This is a genomic window from Macrococcus equi, from assembly GCF_047426745.1.
Classification (GTDB): Bacteria; Bacillota; Bacilli; order Staphylococcales; family Staphylococcaceae; genus Macrococcoides; species Macrococcoides equi.
Genome location: NZ_CP179732.1, coordinates 255642 through 273439, shown reverse-complemented (window position 1 = coordinate 273439; position 17798 = coordinate 255642). Strand labels below are relative to the sequence as shown.

General features: G+C 34.5%; 14 protein-coding genes. 11 read left to right on the top strand and 3 right to left on the bottom strand.

The genetic code is table 11. The features are described from left to right. Window positions 1-154: 154 nt before the first annotated feature. The 5 genes from ACMGE6_RS01355 to ltaS all read left to right on the top strand — a co-directional run bounded on the left by ACMGE6_RS01355 (window position 155) and on the right by ltaS (window position 5956). Window positions 155-718 (top strand): anthranilate synthase component II, encoded by a 564-nt coding sequence (locus tag ACMGE6_RS01355; protein WP_414054164.1) that lies wholly within the window; start codon window positions 155-157, stop codon window positions 716-718. Next, window positions 718-2457 (top strand): bifunctional chorismate-binding protein/class IV aminotransferase, encoded by a 1740-nt coding sequence (locus ACMGE6_RS01350; protein ID WP_414054163.1) that lies wholly within the window; start codon window positions 718-720, stop codon window positions 2455-2457. Before ACMGE6_RS01355 ends, ACMGE6_RS01350 begins: the two co-directional genes overlap by 1 nt. 81 nt (window positions 2458-2538) lie before the next feature. Continuing rightward, on the top strand, window positions 2539-2757 hold the full coding sequence (locus ACMGE6_RS01345; protein ID WP_414044785.1) for a hypothetical protein: 219 nt from the start codon (window positions 2539-2541) through the stop codon (window positions 2755-2757). A gap of 84 nt (window positions 2758-2841) precedes the next feature. Beyond that, window positions 2842-3801: a hypothetical protein gene (locus ACMGE6_RS01340; RefSeq protein ID WP_414054162.1), complete on the top strand. Its 960-nt coding sequence runs from the start codon at window positions 2842-2844 to the stop codon at window positions 3799-3801. Window positions 3802-4018: 217 nt separating this feature from the next. After that, window positions 4019-5956 carry a polyglycerol-phosphate lipoteichoic acid synthase LtaS gene (gene ltaS / locus ACMGE6_RS01335; RefSeq protein WP_414054161.1) on the top strand — a complete coding sequence of 646 codons (1938 nt, stop codon included), beginning with the start codon at window positions 4019-4021 and terminating at the stop codon, window positions 5954-5956. Window positions 5957-6329: 373 nt separating this feature from the next. On the opposite strand, the gene ACMGE6_RS01330 is transcribed toward ltaS, so the two are convergent. Then, window positions 6330-7142 (bottom strand): ZIP family metal transporter, encoded by an 813-nt coding sequence (locus ACMGE6_RS01330; protein WP_414054160.1) that lies wholly within the window; start codon window positions 7140-7142, stop codon window positions 6330-6332. 139 nt (window positions 7143-7281) lie between these two features. Between ACMGE6_RS01330 and ACMGE6_RS01325 the strand changes: the two genes are divergently transcribed. The 6 genes from ACMGE6_RS01325 (at window position 7282) to ACMGE6_RS01300 (ending at window position 15181) form a co-directional block, all read left to right on the top strand. Continuing rightward, window positions 7282-9159: an ABC-F family ATP-binding cassette domain-containing protein gene (locus ACMGE6_RS01325; RefSeq protein WP_414054159.1), complete on the top strand. Its 1878-nt coding sequence runs from the start codon at window positions 7282-7284 to the stop codon at window positions 9157-9159. Between the two features lie 3 nt (window positions 9160-9162). Further along, window positions 9163-10932: a DNA helicase RecQ gene (recQ, locus tag ACMGE6_RS01320; protein ID WP_414054158.1), complete on the top strand. Its 1770-nt coding sequence runs from the start codon at window positions 9163-9165 to the stop codon at window positions 10930-10932. An 87-nt stretch (window positions 10933-11019) separates the two neighbouring features. Further along, window positions 11020-11943, top strand: a complete 924-nt coding sequence (locus tag ACMGE6_RS01315; RefSeq protein WP_414054157.1) for an ABC transporter ATP-binding protein — start codon at window positions 11020-11022, stop codon at window positions 11941-11943. Next, complete coding sequence (locus ACMGE6_RS01310) at window positions 11940-13454, top strand: ABC transporter permease/substrate-binding protein (protein WP_414044778.1); 1515 nt, start codon at window positions 11940-11942, stop codon at window positions 13452-13454. The genes ACMGE6_RS01315 and ACMGE6_RS01310 overlap by 4 nt, the downstream gene beginning before the upstream one ends. A gap of 39 nt (window positions 13455-13493) precedes the next feature. Next, window positions 13494-14552, top strand: a complete 1059-nt coding sequence (hisC, locus tag ACMGE6_RS01305) for a histidinol-phosphate transaminase (RefSeq protein WP_414054156.1) — start codon at window positions 13494-13496, stop codon at window positions 14550-14552. Between the two features lie 98 nt (window positions 14553-14650). Continuing rightward, window positions 14651-15181: a 5' nucleotidase, NT5C type gene (locus ACMGE6_RS01300; protein ID WP_414054155.1), complete on the top strand. Its 531-nt coding sequence runs from the start codon at window positions 14651-14653 to the stop codon at window positions 15179-15181. A gap of 41 nt (window positions 15182-15222) precedes the next feature. On the opposite strand, the gene ACMGE6_RS01295 is transcribed toward ACMGE6_RS01300, so the two are convergent. Next, a complete protein-coding gene (locus ACMGE6_RS01295; protein WP_414054154.1) occupies window positions 15223-16143 on the bottom strand; it encodes a diacylglycerol/lipid kinase family protein in 921 nt (306 codons plus the stop codon). Window positions 16144-16263: 120 nt separating this feature from the next. Continuing rightward, window positions 16264-17769 carry a peptide MFS transporter gene (locus tag ACMGE6_RS01290; RefSeq protein WP_414054153.1) on the bottom strand — a complete coding sequence of 502 codons (1506 nt, stop codon included), beginning with the start codon at window positions 17767-17769 and terminating at the stop codon, window positions 16264-16266. Between the last annotated feature and the right edge of the window lie 29 nt (window positions 17770-17798).

Sequence of the window (17798 nt, the reverse complement as noted above, 5' to 3'; positions counted from 1 at the left end):
CCCCTAGCAAAGTGTCAAACTAGTTTTTTATAGAGGGTATGTGCTAGGAACCTCTTATTAAATTTCGTTTCTCATTATAACATAATAAAGCTATAATAAAATCATTAAATCAATAAAAGCGTTTTCTAACACGTTAATAAAATGAGGCAAAAACATGATACTTATGATTGATCACCATGATTCATTTACTTATAATATAGTACATTATTTAGAACAGTTGGGGGAAGAAGTCGTTACAAGAACGATTGACAATATTATAATTGACGACATTAAAGTGCTCCATCCAACGCATATCATTTTATCACCAGGGCCAGGGCACCCAAAGGATTGTGATTTAGCACATGAGGTTCTGAATCATTTCGAAGGTCAAATTCCGATACTTGGCATTTGTCTTGGTTTCCAGGTCATTATGATGCATTACGGGAATACAATAGCACGTCTAAAACCAGTACATGGTCACCAGGTTGATGTTTATCACGATGGCAGTACAGTGTTTAATGGCTTATCTACACCGACCAAAGTTGCCAGGTACCATTCACTTGGAAGTAATACTGAGGTCAAATTACCGCTTATTCAAACAGCCTGGACAAAGAATCATATTGTGATGGGTGTTAAACATGAAAGGTTCCAGATTTATGGCATTCAGTTTCACCCTGAATCGATTTTAACGACCGATGGCCTTCATATGTTACAGTCATTTATTAAAGGAGCGATATGATGAGAGCGGAGTTAAATTTTAAATTTATTGGACAAGTTGACAAACATTACCATTATCAACTCGCCCGTCCGAAACGTATCGTCTCAATTGATGATGGTGCGTTAATAAAAGATGCACTGATGGAAGCAGAAAATAGTAATGATATAGTTGTTGTGGTTATACCATACGAAGCAAGTCCACTCTTTGATCCGTTATTAAAAGTTAAGCATGCTAAGCAGCCATACTGTATCAAATTATACTATTTTGATTCGTGTGATAAATCTACCTTTAAACCTAAAACTACATCGAATATTGCTTTTGACTTTAAATTTAAACATGATAAAAGTACAATCATGCAGCAGATAGCAACAATTCAGGAAGAAATTCGTCGCGGCAATACTTATCAGGTGAATTATACAACCCGTTTGACTGCTCCAAATATGCAGCATGACCTCTATGAGATTTATCAAAAACTTTCACAGCAAAACGGAGATTACACAGCATATATAGAAGATGATAATCATACAATCGTAAGTATTTCACCTGAATTATTCTTTCAATATGATTTAAAGACTAAAGAGGTCTTAACAAAACCAATGAAAGGCACAATGCCTGCAAGTGAAGACAGTACAATCGATCAACAAAATTATCGTTTCTTAAATACTTCATTAAAAGACAAAGCAGAAAATGTAATGATTGTTGACTTACTGCGTAATGATTTAAGCAAGATTGCAACGAAAGGTAGTGTGAGTGTTCCACATCTATTTACGATCGAGCGCTTTAAGTCTGTGTATCAAATGACGTCAACAATTACAGCTAACGTTGGCGATCATGGTTTATATGATATATTAAAGGCATTATTCCCGTGTGGATCGATAACAGGTGCACCGAAGCAGTCAACAATGGAAATTATAGAGCGCTTAGAAGATACACCACGTTCTATATATTGCGGGACAATTGGACTGATCGTGCCAAATGAAGTAGCAATATTTAATGTGCCGATTCGCACATTAGAATACCAGCATGATACTAAGGAAATTGTGTATGGTGTAGGTGGAGGGATAACGATTGACTCCGTGCCGGAACTTGAATATGAAGAAATGGTTGCAAAAGCCAATGTGTTAAATTTTATTGAAGGTAGTCGTGTTATTGAAAAAATTAATGACTTACCAGATGATTTTCATTTAATTGAGACGATGCGAGTGGAAGATGGATTAATAAAGCGTAAAGAATATCACACAAATAGGCTAAAAGCTGGACTGGATTATTTTAAGATCCATTATGATCCTTCTAATTTAAATACTATTTTCTCACGTCAATTTGATGAGGGAGTATGGATGTATAGAGTGACGGTATCTCGGGAAGGTGATGTTGAAGCTGCTGTAAGTCCTGTAAGAGAAGCGGTACAACAAGCAAAACTTCGTCAAATAAAGCTTACAAATCTTCATTTCCATCAATATAAAACTTCTATTCGTTCGCAATACGAATCAGTAGGACTTACTTTATTTCATGATGGCAAACATTTGTTAGAATTTAATATCGGAAATGTTGTTATTGAACGAAATGGTGTTTACTATACCCCTCTTAATGAATACATATTAGATGGCTGTATGCGCAGGTCATTAATAGATGCTGGAATGATAGAAGAAAAAGAAATATTGCTTGATACTTTTATCGAAGATTATAAAGCTGAAACAATAAATGTGTACATGATTAATAGTTTACGTGAATGGGTTCCAGTACAAATTGAACTGGATTAATATATTGCCGGTTTATTAATACACTTAAAAGCGTTATAATAAATGCTAATAAAGTGTTAAATCCGAAAATAGGTGAAAATAATGATGAATATTCTCATGATATTGCTTCTACTGGCGGGATTATCGGTACTTGTCTATATAATGAATCAATATATAATCAAACTTTTTAAAGAAAATAAAACTCAGCATGCTATTACGATGTTATATACCACGATGATTGCATCTGTTGTCATTGTTACTTTTATCGCTTTTTGTTTCAGAACGATATTGATTGATATGGCTAATATATTCTACCGATAATAGGCGGTAGAATTTTTTTACGACTTTTGACCGATGTAAATTATATATTAATATTGTAAATTTATTAAGAAGGGAAATACTATCATGTCTATTATTTTTCAAACATCAGGTATTTATACGACGATTCAACAGTTGGATACGTTAGAAGATGCATCACTGTCATTAAATGGACCATGTGATGTATTAGCACATATTCTTGGTAATGCGCTTGTAGGCAATCCGTTCAACACGCCTGCTGTAGAAATGACGTTTCAGGCACCATTGATTCAGTTCAGAGAACCAACATTAATAGCATTAATGGGTGCCGATTTCTATGCCTACACTGATGAAAAGCGCATTATGCCGATGAAAGTCCATTTGATGGAAAAAGGAGAAACGTTATATTTCGATCAACCTAAAAAAGGTACACGTGCCTATATGGCAGTAGCTGGAGGATTACAAATCGATACGCTAAAGCTTAAGGAAGAAGATTATATCATTAAAGCAGGTACAAGATTTGAACTTGCAAGAAGTTATACACCATTTCAAAAGAAACTTTTTGAGAATATCGCAAAAAGAAAAGAAACAACTTGGGGGATAGATGCCTATTCACTCGCAAGAATCTACTATTCAGATGTCTTTCACTTATCTGCAATCGATGAACAACCTTTACCGCTTTCAATCCAGGAAACGATGCAAAAAGATATCTACGTAGTTACAAATCGTTTTGATAGAACGGGTTTTGTACTGGAAGGCCAGAGCATTCAATGCCCTGAATGTACTTGTACAGAAAAGATTAAGCAAAGTGGTGCAATGCAAATTTCGCATGAGGGAGAACTTGTCATCTCATTAAAAAGTATCCATCAGGATAAGGCTTATCCACATATTGCAAATATTGCGCCATATCATCTACCTAAGTTATCTCAGAAAAAACCTGGTTCTAAGATGTATTTTAAATGGGTGACGAAAAGTGAGCTCGAACGTCAACAATTGAGTTATGAGCATTGGCTTAAGACTGTTCTTGCACAAATAAAGTTCCTTCATCAAAAAGAATTAAATGTATAGACAAGATTGTCTAAAAGTGGACACAAATTACACAAAAATGATAATTAATGATTAAAAATACTTGATATTTAGTTTGAAAGAGTATAAATTAATATATTGTACACAGAAAAACTATTACGGTTGTGTTACAATGTATAATAAAGTGTAAATGTTACTAAGATAAGATAAATAATATAAATTAACATAAGAAAGATAGACATATAATGGAGGAAAATGTATGAAAGAAAAGAAAATATCGATATTTATGTTTTTTCTATTAACAGTGCTCGCTGTTTCGATAAAAACATATTTTGCATATTATATTGACTTGTCACTAGGTGTTAAAGGTATTGTACAAAATTTAATATTATTGATGAATCCATATAGTTTAGTTGCACTTATTTTAAGTGTATTCCTCTTTATAAAAGGAAAGAAAACATACTGGTTTGTATTTATCGGAGGATTTTTACTAACATTCCTATTGTATGCAAATGTCGTTTATTTCAGATTCTTTTCTGATTTTATTACATTTAGTACCCTCAATCAGGTAAGTAATGTGGAATCAATGAGTGGAGCATTATGGAGCTCATTTGAATGGTATGACTTTATCTATTTTATTGATACATTTATCTTCCTATATATTCTGTTATTTAAGAAAGATACATTATCGAATAAATCTTTCAAGAAAAAATATGTTCCAGTACTTATGGGTGTTTCTGTTTCATTGTTCTTCTTAAACTTAGCTTTTGCTGAAACAGATCGTCCAGAATTATTAACAAGAACATTCGATCATAAATATTTAGTGAAATACCTTGGACCATTTAACTTTACCGTATATGACGGGGTTAAAACGATACAAAACAATCAGCAAAAAGCATTAGCAAGTTCTGATGATTTAGCCAAAGTACAGTCTTATACGAAAACGAAATATGCTGCACCTAATGGCGCGACATTTGATATCGCAAAAGAAAAAAATGTGATTAAAATTCATCTTGAAAGCTTCCAGACATTCCTGATTAACTTTAAAGTGAATGGCGAAGAAGTGACACCGTTCTTAAATTCATTAGCGAGCGGTAAAAAAGATTTTATTTATTACGATAATTTCTTCCATCAAACAGGACAAGGGAAAACAAGTGACTCAGAGCTTACGATGGATAACAGTATTTTTGGATTACCACAAGGATCTGCATACAGCTTAAAAGGTGATAATACGTATCAGTCATTACCAGCTATTATGCACCAGAAACAAGGCTATTCAACATCTGTAATGCATGGTGATTACAAAACATTCTGGAATCGAGACCAAATTTATAAACATTTTGGGATAGATAAATTCTATGATGCATCTTATTATGATATGTCTGAAAAGAACTTAGAAAACTTAGGATTGAAAGATAAAGAATTCTTTACAGAATCTATTCCATTCTTAAAACAGGAAAAACAACCATTTTATTCTCATTTAATAACGTTAACGAACCATTATCCATTTACGATTGATAAATCTGAAGCAACAATCGATTCACCAAATACAGGTAACCCGACTGTTGATGGTTATGTTCAGACAGCACGTTATTTAGATGAAGCAGTGAAACAATTTATTACAGATCTTAAAAAACAAGGTCTATATGATAAATCAGTCATCGTAATTTATGGTGACCATTATGGTATTTCTGAAAACCATAATAAAGCAATGGGTGAATTATTAGGTGAAGAAATTACACCAACTAAATTTATGGACTTACAACGTACTGGATTATTCTTAAAAGTACCTGGCATCCCTGGTAAAGTAGACCATACGTATGCAGGACAAGTCGATGTTGCCCCAACTATTTTACATTTACTTGGTATTGATTCAAAACCTTATGTAATGTTTGGTACAGACTTGATGTCTAAAGGTCATAAAGATACGGTTGTATTTAGAAACGGTGATTTCATTAATCCAAAATATAAATCAATCAATGGTGTATTTTATGATAATAAAACAAACTTACCTTTAGAAAACGAAGTTCAGAAGAAAGAAGCTACAACTATTAAGCGTAGTGTTGAAAAAGAATTAGAGATGTCTGATTCATTGTTAAATGGAGATTTACTACGTTTCTACAAAAATAAAGATTTCAAAAAAATTGATCCAACAAAATATGAGTACATTAATGGTACTAAAGGTAAAGAAAAATAAAAAAATGACGCTATCTTAACGGATAGTGTCATTTTTTTATGTTAAAAGCTTTCGAAAAACAAAAATCACCCAAAAGCAAAGAGCGATTTAAGGGTGATTTTCTAATTTTGCTTAGGGCTAAACGCTTATAAAACGTTTTATCTATCCACGTTTTCTAAGCAGCCCTTTCGACAAAAACAAAAATCACCCAAAATCAAAGAGCGATTTAAGGGTGATTTTCTAATTTTGCTTAGGGCTAAACACTTTAAAAACGTTTTATCTATCCACGTTTTCTAAGCAGCCCTTTCGACAAAAACAAAAATCACCCAAAATCAAAGAGCGATTTATGGATGATTTTCTAATTTTGCTTAGGCCTAAACGCTTATAAAACGTTTTATCCTAACGATACGTCAAGAATCATCATTATTGTAAATCCAAGCATTAATCCTAAAGTGGCAAGGTCAGTATTATCTGATGACTGTGATTCAGGGATTAGTTCTTCAACAACAACAAATATCATGGCACCAGCTGCAAATGCAAGTGCATAGGGCAGAATAGGTGTAATAAGTATCACTGCGGCTGCACCAATCATTGCAAATATCGGTTCGACGATTGCTGAGCCGTGCCCTAAATTAAAGGCTGCCCATTTTGACTTTCCATCACCATGGATAGGGAGAGATAAAGCAGATCCTTCAGGTATATTTTGTATTCCGATACCGATAGCTAGTCCAATAGCCGCCATAAGCATTTGATCGTTTCCAGATACTATGCCACCAAATCCTACACCAAGCGCAAGCCCTTCCGGGATATTATGCATCGTAATCGCTAGAAAGAGTAACGTTGATTTTTTTAAGTTAGTTTTAGGGCCTTCGTGAACATGGCTCGGTTGGGCTTTAGGATGTATATGAGGAATAATAACATCTAACATTCTGATGAATAATCCTCCAAGTAAAAATCCTACAGCTGCTGGAATCCACGGTATTTGCCCTGCTTTTTCACTAAATTCAATCGCTGGTGAGAGTAATGACCAAAATGATGCTGCAATCATGACACCTGCAGCAAATCCCTGCATTGTATTTAATAATTTCATGTTTACAGATTTAAATAAAAAGACGACAGCTGCGCCTAGTCCGGTCATTCCCCATGTAAATAAACCAGCAATTCCTGCTTGAGCAACCGGTGATAATTGACTAAACCATTCGTACATGTGTACCTCCTATGTAAAAAAAGTGTATAATATAATACTGAAGTTTATAATACATAACTATATCATAATTTGACATGCGATTATATTGAATTATGATGTTACGCTAATAAGCTATGATTGTACTAGGGAGTAGAAGTTTATGGAAGCATATAAAATTGAGCATTTAACCAAACAATATGGCGTTAAAACTGTTTTTGAAGATATATCGTTAAGTATTTCAGAAGGAGATAAGATTGCACTGGTCGGTATTAATGGTACTGGTAAAAGTGCATTGTTAAAGTGCATAGCTGAAATAGAGGATCACCACGGTATTGTAACACATCCAAAGGATTTTACTATAGAGTATGCGGCACAACAACCGGTATTGAATGAACAAATGTCGATTGTTGATAATGTTATCGATGAGCATCATCCGGTGATGCAGAAATTTAGACAGTACGATGCATTGCTTAAAAAGATGGAAACAGATATGAATGATGAGCTGATCGAACAACTCAGTACTATTCAGCAGCAAATCGAACATATGGATGGTTTCAGTTATCGTGCAGAAGCAGAATCTATATTAACGAAACTAGGTATCCTGGACTTAACGCAACCTATCAGTGCATTAAGTGGTGGACAGAAAAAGCGAGTAGCTCTCGCTAAATCGCTTTTAAAAGCTCCTGACTTGTTACTGCTTGATGAGCCTACTAACCATCTTGATTTTGAATCGATTCACTGGCTGATTTCATTTATTAAGCAGTATAAAAAATCTGTTCTGGTCGTAACGCATGACCGTTATTTTTTAAATGAAGTGACAAACCGTATCGTTGAACTTCGTCATGGCAAATTGTTCTTGTATAAAGGGAATTATAATGACTACATCAGTCATAAAGCTGAACTTGAAGTTATTGAAGGTAAACAGGAACAAAAAGAAAAGCAGCTTTATAAACAGGAACTGGAATGGATGCGTAAAGGTGCTAAGGCGCGTACTACAAAACAACAGGCACGAATTGATCGCTTTAGTGCGATTGAAGATAAAGTAAAATCTCATCAAACGAAAGAAACGATGGAAATTAACCTATCACATCAAAGATTAGGTAAACAAGTATTTGAGTTTGAATCAATTGGGATGAACTTTGGTGACAGAGTATTATTCAGTGATTTCAGTACAATAGTTCAGACAAGTGACCGAATCGGTATAGTAGGACAAAATGGTACGGGTAAGTCAACATTACTTAACATCATTGCAAAAATAATGACACCTACATCCGGTAAAATGATTACCGGTCAGACTGTAAAGATTGGTTACTATAAGCAGGATGATGTTAAACTTAATCAGGATTTACGTGTCATCGATTTTTTAAGAGAGAAGGCAGAAGCGGCGACAACAGCTACGGGTGAGAAAATTTCAGTTACCCAATTACTGGAACGTTTTTTATTTCCATCGAATATGCATGGCACTTATATTCATCGCTTAAGTGGAGGAGAACGTAAACGACTTTACTTATTAAGTATATTGATTGAAGGTCCGAACGTATTATTGCTTGATGAACCAACCAATGATCTGGATACTGAAACATTAACCATTTTAGAGGATTATCTCGAAAACTTTAATGGTGCAGTAATTACAGTAAGTCACGACCGTTATTTCTTAAATAAAGCAGTGAATAGTTACTGGTATGTTAATAATGGCCACATTGATAAGATACTTGGAACTTTCGATGATTATTTAAATTATAAAAAAGAAGCTGAACAAGTAGATAAAGAAGTGAAAACGCAGTTAAACAATTTAGAAAAAGCTTTACCGGTTAAACAATCTACACGTGTTTCATATAAAGATAAAAGACGCTTTGAATTCTTATCCGAGGAAATAGAGAAGTTAGAATCACAACTAGAATCAATTGATGCGTCTATCGCTGCTGAAACAACAAATTACGACAAGCTAAACGAACTCACTAAAGCGCGTGAAGCGATTGAAACACAGTACGAAGCTTATTTTGAAGAATGGGATGAATTGAGTGAACGAATGGAGTAAATTATGGAGCATGTGTTAAAAGAATATTTTGGTTATGAAGCATTTCGACCTGGACAACGTGCACTCATTCAAAATGCACTTGATGGTCATGCAACACTCGGTATTCTTCCGACGGGTGGAGGAAAGTCCATCTGTTATCAAATTCCCGGCTTAATGAAATCGGGTTTAACATTAGTCATTAGTCCGCTTATTTCATTAATGAAAGATCAAGTGGATAGTCTGAATGCGAGTGGGATTAAAGCCGCTTATTTAAATTCAACTTTAAAGAGTAGTGAAACGAAAAAAATTGAAACGGGACTATTGGGTGGAGAATTTCAGTTTCTATATGTTGCTCCAGAACGTTTCAATCAGAAACAATTTATAAATTTACTATATCGACTGGATATTTCATTGATAGCATTTGATGAAGCACATTGTATTTCAAAATGGGGCCATGATTTTAGACCGAGCTACCGAGAGTCGATTCAAACGGTGCTCACATTACCACATCATTTTACAATAATGGCACTCACAGCGACAGCGACAGTCGATGTGAAAGAGGATATTTGTGAGTTGCTTCATATTGCATCACAATATGTAATAGAAACAAGTACTAAACGAGAAAACTTAAAATTTTTAATTGATCCAACTTATCAAAAGCAAAAACGATTAATTGAATATATCAATGAACATATTGATGATTCTGGCATTATTTATGCAAACACACGTAAACAAGTCGAAAGTCTAAGTGAAGTATTGAATATGGAAAAAATTAACCATGTTATCTATCATGCGGGTTTGAATAAAGCAGTAAAAGAAGAGAATCAATCTGTATTCGTTAAAGATGATATAAAAGTAATGATTGCAACAAATGCTTTTGGGATGGGGATTGATAAATCAAATGTACGTTATGTAGTGCATTACAATTTACCGCAGGATCTTGAAAGTTATTATCAAGAGGCTGGTCGTGCAGGTAGAGATAGTGTGGAAAGTGAATGTCTGTTAATGTATAGTGATCAGGATATTAAACTACAGCAGTTTTTTATCGAAACAACGCAAGATGAATCCATACAGGAATTGAAAAAAGAAAAGCTCAACAAAATGATAGGCTATACAAAAACGAAACAATGTTTGCAGGCAACCATCATTAATTATTTTAATCCTAATGAACATCTAACAAAGTGTGGTAAATGTTCGAATTGTCTGCAAGCAACTGAAAATTACAATATGACGACAGAAGCAAAGAAGATTTTGAGTTGTATCGTTCGTATCAAAACCCCTGTCCATAAACTAATGATTACAAAAGTACTTCATGGAGAATTGGATGACGCGATAAAGCACGCAGACTATGATCAGTTATCAACATTTGGCTTACTAAAAAATTATGATACAAGCGCAATTCAGTCTTTCATTGAAACGCTCTTGTTCAATGGATATATCATTGAACAAGACGGTCGTATATATTGTCATGAAAGTGCAAGGAAAATCTTAACAGGCGATCAGCAGATAATGACTTATTATAAAAATGCTAATTATAAAGAACGGGTTAAAATTACTACAATGGATACAACTGATGAATTACTACTAAGTACATTAAAAGATGTACGAAAAAAATTATCAGAAAATCTTTCTATACCGCCCTTTACAATCTTTTCTGATCATACATTACAACTCTTTGCGACAAAAAAACCGGTCTCTAAAGATGAGATGATTTTAATTGATGGAGTAGGCTCGTATAAGTTAAAACATTACTGTCCTAAGTTTATAGAAGCGATTAAAAATTATTCAGCATGACAATCATTGTCATGTTTTTTGTTTTTAATGTTTTATATAGGTATTTTAGGATATAGGTTAAACATTAAATTTTTTATGAGGTGGCTTATGATAAGATTCGAAGGTGTGACAAAACAGTATAATGATAAAAAAGCAGTCGATAATATTTCTTTTGAAATTAAAGAAGGAGAATTCTTTGTGCTGATTGGTCCGTCAGGTAGTGGTAAAACAACGACTTTAAAGATGATAAATCGCTTAATTCCATTATCTAATGGTTATATTTATTTTAAAGACAAACCGATTAGTGAGTATAAATTAGATGAAATGCGCTGGGATATAGGATATGTCCTTCAGCAAATCGCTTTATTTCCTCATATGACGATAAAAGAAAACATTAGTCAAGTACCTCTGATGAAACAATGGCCTAAACAAAAAATTGATGAGCAGGCGAATCGTTTACTTGATATGGTGGGTTTACCTGCTGACGAATTCAAAGATAGATTTCCTTCAGAGCTTTCTGGAGGACAACAACAACGTGTCGGTGTAATCCGTGCATTGATGGCAGATCCACCAGTCATCTTGATGGATGAACCATTTAGTGCGTTAGATCCGCTGTCTCGTGAGAAGTTACAGGATGATTTATTACGTCTACAGGCAGAGATTCATAAAACAATTGTTTTTGTGACCCATGATATAAAAGAAGCATTAAAGTTAGGTGACCGTATATGTTTGATGAATAAAGGTAAAATTGAACAGATTGGTACACCCGAATCCTTTATAAATCAGCCAAAAAATGCATTTGTAAGAGATTTTATGGGAGATGCAGTTAAAGATACGCTATATGCCCGTAACCTTATGGATAAAAATCATTGTTGTACAGGATATCCTATTGATGCTAATGCACCATCTAAAGAAGTATTCCAACTCCTTAGTCAGCACGAACAACTTGCTGTAACTGAAGCGGGGGAAATCATCGGTACAATTACGCGAGAAAACGTATTTAGGTTTTTAAGTCAGGAGGCAAACGCATGAAATCTTTTATCAATACATTTCAGGAACGTAAATGGGAACTTCTTCAAACATTATTTGAACATATTCAGATTTCATTTATTGCCTTGCTGATTGCCACACTCATTGCTATACCACTGGGTATATGGTTAACGAGACATACCAAGATTGCAGAACCGGTAATTAATATAGCAGCAATGATGCAGACAATACCGTCTTTAGCTTTACTTGGTTTGATGATACCATTCTTTGGTATCGGACGTGTGCCGGCAATTATCGCACTCGTCATCTATGCCTTGCTACCAATATTACGAAATACATATACAGGCATTAAAGAAGTTGATCCTTCGCTAAAAGAAGCAGCACAGGGGATTGGAATGAATACATTCAGACAACTTTCAAAGGTTGAGATTCCACTTGCGATGCCAGTAATTATGGCCGGGATTAGAACGGCGATGGTACTAATTATTGGAACAGCCACACTTGCTGCATTTATCGGTGCCGGTGGGTTAGGAGATTTAATATTACTCGGAATAGACCGTAATAACATGAATATATTATTACTAGGCGCTATACCAGCAGCAATGCTCGCACTTATTTTTGATTTTGTACTGAAAAGACTTGAAAAGCTTAACTATCGCAAAATAATGATGGTCATTGCCTTACTCTTATTATCATTTGTCATCATTGCACTTTGGCCACTATTTTTCCAGAAAGATAATCATATGAAGTTTGCCGGTAAACTCGGTACCGAGCCTGAAATCATTACGAACATGTATAAATTACTGATTGAAGAGCATACTGATGTAGCTGTTGATGTTGAACCTGGGATGGGTAAGACAACGTTTCTATTTAATGCCTTAAAGTCAGACAACATTGATGGTTATCTTGAATTTACCGGTACAGTATTAGGCGAAATAACGAAGGAAAATCCTGAATTTACGACTGAAAAGGAAGTATATCAACAGGCAAATGACAGTATTAATAAAAAATATCAAATGTCTCTATTAAAACCAATGCAATATAACAATACATATGCATTAGCAGTAAAAAAAGAATATGCTAAAGCGCATCAACTTAAAACAATCAGTGATCTACAAAAAGTTAAGACGACAATTCGAGCTGGATTTACATTAGAATTTAATGATCGTATGGATGGATATAAAGGTATCCAAAAGAAGTATGGCATTACATTGAATAATGTCAGAACGATGGAACCTAAAATTCGATATCAGGCGGTGGAGCAAGGTAAAATTGATTTAATCGATGCATATTCTACCGATGCAGAACTAAAAAAATATGGTTTCGTTGTATTAAAAGATGATAAACATCTTTTCCCGCCTTATCAAGGTGCACCGTTATTAAAAAATTCAACGATAAAAAAATATCCTGAAGTCGTTAAAGCACTTAATTTGTTGTCTGATAAAATATCGGACGAGGAGATGCAGGCGATGAACTATGAAGTTGCGTATCAAAATAAATCACCTGAGCAGGTTGCTAAAACTTATTTAAAGAAGGAAAAGCTGATAAAATAATGGTATATCATTATTAAATCATAGAGAGTAGGGACTCAGATGAAACCACAATTAAAATCACTCCAGGTCTATGCTGCAGGTTTATCCGATGCTGCATTAAAAAGAAGAACAGGATATACAGGTGAATTTAGTCGTTTAGCTTCTAATGAAAATCCATTTGGTCCAACACCTAAAGTCCAGGAAGTATTATCAAAATCTTTGAACGACTTAAATTATTATCCGGATCCTGAAGCACTTCAGCTGAAAGAAAAATTGTCGGCATTTTATCATTTACCTGCTGAGCAAATATTTATTGGTGCAGGATTAGATGAGGTCATTATGTCGATTTCACGTGCAGTACTGGTTCCTGAAGGTGATGTTTTAACCAGTGAAAGTACATTTATACAATACTCAACGCATGCTATCATTGAAGGTACAAATTTAGTGACTGTTCCGTTAAAGGAAGGTTATTATGATTTGGATGCGATGGCAGAAGCAATCACTGACCGTACAAAAATTATATGGATTTGTAATCCTAACAATCCGACAGGCACGCATATTGCCGAAGCTGAATTGATAAGATTCCTGGATAAAGTACCTGAAACAGTAACTGTTGTTCTGGATGAAGCTTATTTTGAATTCGTTGATGCTACTGATTTTCCGGAAAGTATCAACTTATTAAAGAGATATAATAACCTTATTGTACTGCGTACTTTCTCTAAAGCATATGGATTAGCCGGTATGCGTGTTGGATATGCACTGACGTCAAAAAGTTATGTTAGTGAATTTAATAAAGTTAAATTACCATTTAACGTTACAACATTATCATTACTAGCAGCTCAGGCTGCCTTAGAAGATCAGGATTATCTTGCAACGTATATTCAGCACAATAAATCTGAACGTGAGCAATTTTTTAAACAAGTATACAGTAAGCATTTCCTACCAAGTCAAACAAACTTTATATTTATTAAGACAAAAGAACCTAAAATTTTGTTTGATTTACTGATTCAGTATGGGGTTATTTCAAGACCCATGCCTAATGGCGTGCGTGTGACGATTGGTACCTCTGAAGACAATCAAAAAGTAGATGCAGCATTAAAAGAATTTTTCGAGGAATAATAGCTAAGCTAGACGATAATCGTATCGTTTAGCTTTTTTATATCGTTGAATTATAATAAATAAGTAAGCATAAAAGAATAATAGAAGAGGTGTGAACGATGAAAAAATCAATAGCTATTGATATGGATGAAGTATTAGCGGATACGCTGAAGAAAGTCATCTTTCAGTTTAATGAACGTACAGGTATGGATATTAAAAAAGAAGATTTATATGAAAAGAAGTTACGTACTGAATATCCTGAACATGTGGATAAATTAGATAACTTACTGCTTGATCGTGCCTTTTTTAGAGATCTTGAAGTATTACCGGATGCTATTCGTGTAGTAGAGCGATTAAATCAGCATTTTGATGTATATATTGCTACAGCAGCAATGGATGTACCCACATCATTTGATGCAAAATATGAATGGTTAAGAGAACACTTTCCGTTCTTAGATCCACAACATTTTATTTTTTGTGGAAACAAAGGGATTGTAGGAACTGATTATTTAATTGATGATAACCCAAGACAACTTGCAGCATTTAAAGGAACAGGTCTTATCTTTGATGCGGTACATAATCAAAGTATTAAAGAATTTGATCGAATGAATAGCTGGCTTGATGTTGAAAAGTATTTCTTTGAAGATTAAAAAGTTGAATATAAAAACAAATAAACACCCATTACGGGTGTTTATTTGTCTTCATTGATTACTAATCGATCAGTTGCAGTTAATATTTTTAGTTTGCTTGGGATTATACTCACAGTTAACGGGGTAGTCAGGTCAATTTCACCATCAACATCAACATCCATAGATTGATCCGTAGTTAGTTTAACTGTTTCACCAGAGTGATGTTCTATGTTCTGACTGATGTCGTTCCAGTTAATTTCTGATTTCATGGATAACATTTCTGTAAACAGCTTCAAGCCACTTTCCTTGAAGATAAATACATTGAGTTTACCATCATTAGGTGATAATTCAACGAGCGGGATTTTATTACCACCGACATATTCACCATTCGCAATAATAATCATGGATGAGTCACCGGAATAGTTTTCACCATCTATATCTAGTTCATATTTAAAGAACGTTGGATGAGTAACATTTTTCAGAGTTGTTAACAAATAACTGAATTTCCCGATTTTACTTTTTGTCTCAGGATTAATACTATTAGAATTGTCAACTATTAGACCTAATCCAGCAAAATTCAGTGCATAACGTTCATTTGTTTTTAATACATCATAATATTTTACTTCAGCACTCAACAGCTGTTCTGCAGCGCGCATAGGATTAGGATGCAGATTTAAAGTTTTAGTGAAATCATTAAATGTTCCACCGGGTAAAATACCGATGGGTACATGGTGACCTCCGTCGATAATTCCGTTAATTAGTTCATGTACTGTTCCATCGCCACCTAAAATTAAACAAATTTCAAAGTGCGTTTCAGCGTGCTTTAAATAATCATAAATTTCACCTTGTTCAGTACTGCGATAAATCGTTAGTTGATCAATAAATCTTGATAAGCTTTTTGAGACTTCTCCAATAATCTCATGAACATCGCCTTGCCCGGCATGATCATGATAAAAGAGTATGCCTGTTTTAAATTTTTGCATAAATAACACCCCAGTCGAATTGTAATATCTACCGTATTATTCCCGTTTTAAATTTGATTAATCACCGAAATAAAATAAGCCTGAAAGCTAGGGAATATCCAGCAATCAGGCTTATGTTTATTAATGAATACCTTGCATCTTTCTTGAAATGAAACGACTTAATAAAAAGACGATGACGCAAAGTGCAATTGCAGTACCACCAATCAGTAAGAAGTAATTTGCATATCCTAATACTTCAGGTAATTTAACAAGTTGAGCATTTAATCCTTGAGCAGTAGCATTTGTTAGGAACCACAAACTTAACATTTGAGAGTTAAAGGCTACAGGTGCTAATTTTACAGATACAGAAGAACCCGTAGGTGATAAGCATAACTCTCCAATAACACAGATTAAGAATGACACTATTAACCACATAGGTGAGATTAAATTTGTTTCACTTGCAGTTTGAGCAGGGATGACCATGATTAAGAAGCTGATACCTGCCATTAAAATCCCGATGGCAAACTTTATCGGTGTTGAAGGATTATGTTTACCTAACTTTGTCCAAAGCGCTGAGATAAACGGTGCTAAAAGAACAACAAAGAATGGATTCAATGACTGGAACCATGCAGCTGGAACTTTAAAGTCTATCGGTGAAATTTTACCAAGATTTAATTGTGTATATTCATTAGCGTAAATTGCTAACGTGTTTGCACCTTGCTCCTGGATAACCCAAAACATCACACTAGCTAAAAATAGTGGGATATAAGCGATTAAACGTGAACGTTCAACATCCGTTACATCATGACTGCGATACATCGTTGCCCAGTAGATGATGGGTAACACCACACCAAGAATCGTAACAATCCATGAAAATGTATCAAAATTTAATGTTTTAGTAACCAGTCCTAATGCAATCGCGATGATAAGTGCGATTAAAGCAATAGAAATAATTTTTGTATATTTCTTTTTCTCTTCACCTTGCAGAAGATGAGTAGGTTCTAATCCAACAAGACCTAATGAGTTTCTGTTGAAAATGACATAGGCGATTAACGCTAATGCCATACCAATGGCAGCTGCTAAAAATCCAATATGATAATTATAGTTTTCAGCTAATTTACCAACGATTAAAGGTGATAATAATGCACCCATGTTAACTGACATATAGAAAATAACAAAGCCGGCATCCATACGATTATCGGTTTTGTGGTATAAACCACCAAGTACATTTGAGATATTTGGCTTCATCAATCCAGAGCCAACAATAATTAAAAACATTGAAGCTAAAAATGCCGGAATACCAAATGGTAAACTCATGGCCACGTGGCCAAGCATAATTAATGTCGCACCATACAGTAACGCACGTCTTGAACCAAGAATACGGTCAGCTAACCAGCCACCTAAAATGCCGGTCATAAAAATAAGTGATCCATACATTGAACCGATACTTGCTGCAGTCGTTTGAGACATGCCTAACCCACCGTTAGCAATTGTATCGTACATGTAGAAAACTAAGATTGCTCTCATACCATAATAACTAAAGCGTTCCCAGAACTCTACGAAGAATAGGATGCCTAGCCCCTTTGGATGTCCGAAGAATCCGGTTTGCGGTACACTTTCAACCATCTCTTCTCTTGTGTATTTCATAATTTCAACCCTTCCGATTTATAAATATT

Excerpts from the sequence above, each read along its gene's own strand:
- ACMGE6_RS01355 (WP_414054164.1), top strand. The coding sequence starts at position 155 with ATGATACTTATGATTGATCACCATGATTCATTTACTTATAATATAGTA.
- ACMGE6_RS01350 (WP_414054163.1), top strand. The coding sequence starts at position 718 with ATGAGAGCGGAGTTAAATTTTAAATTTATTGGACAAGTTGACAAACAT.
- ACMGE6_RS01345 (WP_414044785.1), top strand. The coding sequence starts at position 2,539 with ATGATGAATATTCTCATGATATTGCTTCTACTGGCGGGATTATCGGTA.
- ACMGE6_RS01340 (WP_414054162.1), top strand. The coding sequence starts at position 2,842 with ATGTCTATTATTTTTCAAACATCAGGTATTTATACGACGATTCAACAG.
- ltaS (WP_414054161.1), top strand. The coding sequence starts at position 4,019 with ATGAAAGAAAAGAAAATATCGATATTTATGTTTTTTCTATTAACAGTG.
- ACMGE6_RS01330 (WP_414054160.1), bottom strand. The coding sequence starts at position 7,142 with ATGTACGAATGGTTTAGTCAATTATCACCGGTTGCTCAAGCAGGAATT.
- ACMGE6_RS01325 (WP_414054159.1), top strand. The coding sequence starts at position 7,282 with ATGGAAGCATATAAAATTGAGCATTTAACCAAACAATATGGCGTTAAA.
- recQ (WP_414054158.1), top strand. The coding sequence starts at position 9,163 with ATGGAGCATGTGTTAAAAGAATATTTTGGTTATGAAGCATTTCGACCT.
- ACMGE6_RS01315 (WP_414054157.1), top strand. The coding sequence starts at position 11,020 with ATGATAAGATTCGAAGGTGTGACAAAACAGTATAATGATAAAAAAGCA.
- ACMGE6_RS01310 (WP_414044778.1), top strand. The coding sequence starts at position 11,940 with ATGAAATCTTTTATCAATACATTTCAGGAACGTAAATGGGAACTTCTT.
- hisC (WP_414054156.1), top strand. The coding sequence starts at position 13,494 with ATGAAACCACAATTAAAATCACTCCAGGTCTATGCTGCAGGTTTATCC.
- ACMGE6_RS01300 (WP_414054155.1), top strand. The coding sequence starts at position 14,651 with ATGAAAAAATCAATAGCTATTGATATGGATGAAGTATTAGCGGATACG.
- ACMGE6_RS01295 (WP_414054154.1), bottom strand. The coding sequence starts at position 16,143 with ATGCAAAAATTTAAAACAGGCATACTCTTTTATCATGATCATGCCGGG.
- ACMGE6_RS01290 (WP_414054153.1), bottom strand. The coding sequence starts at position 17,769 with ATGAAATACACAAGAGAAGAGATGGTTGAAAGTGTACCGCAAACCGGA.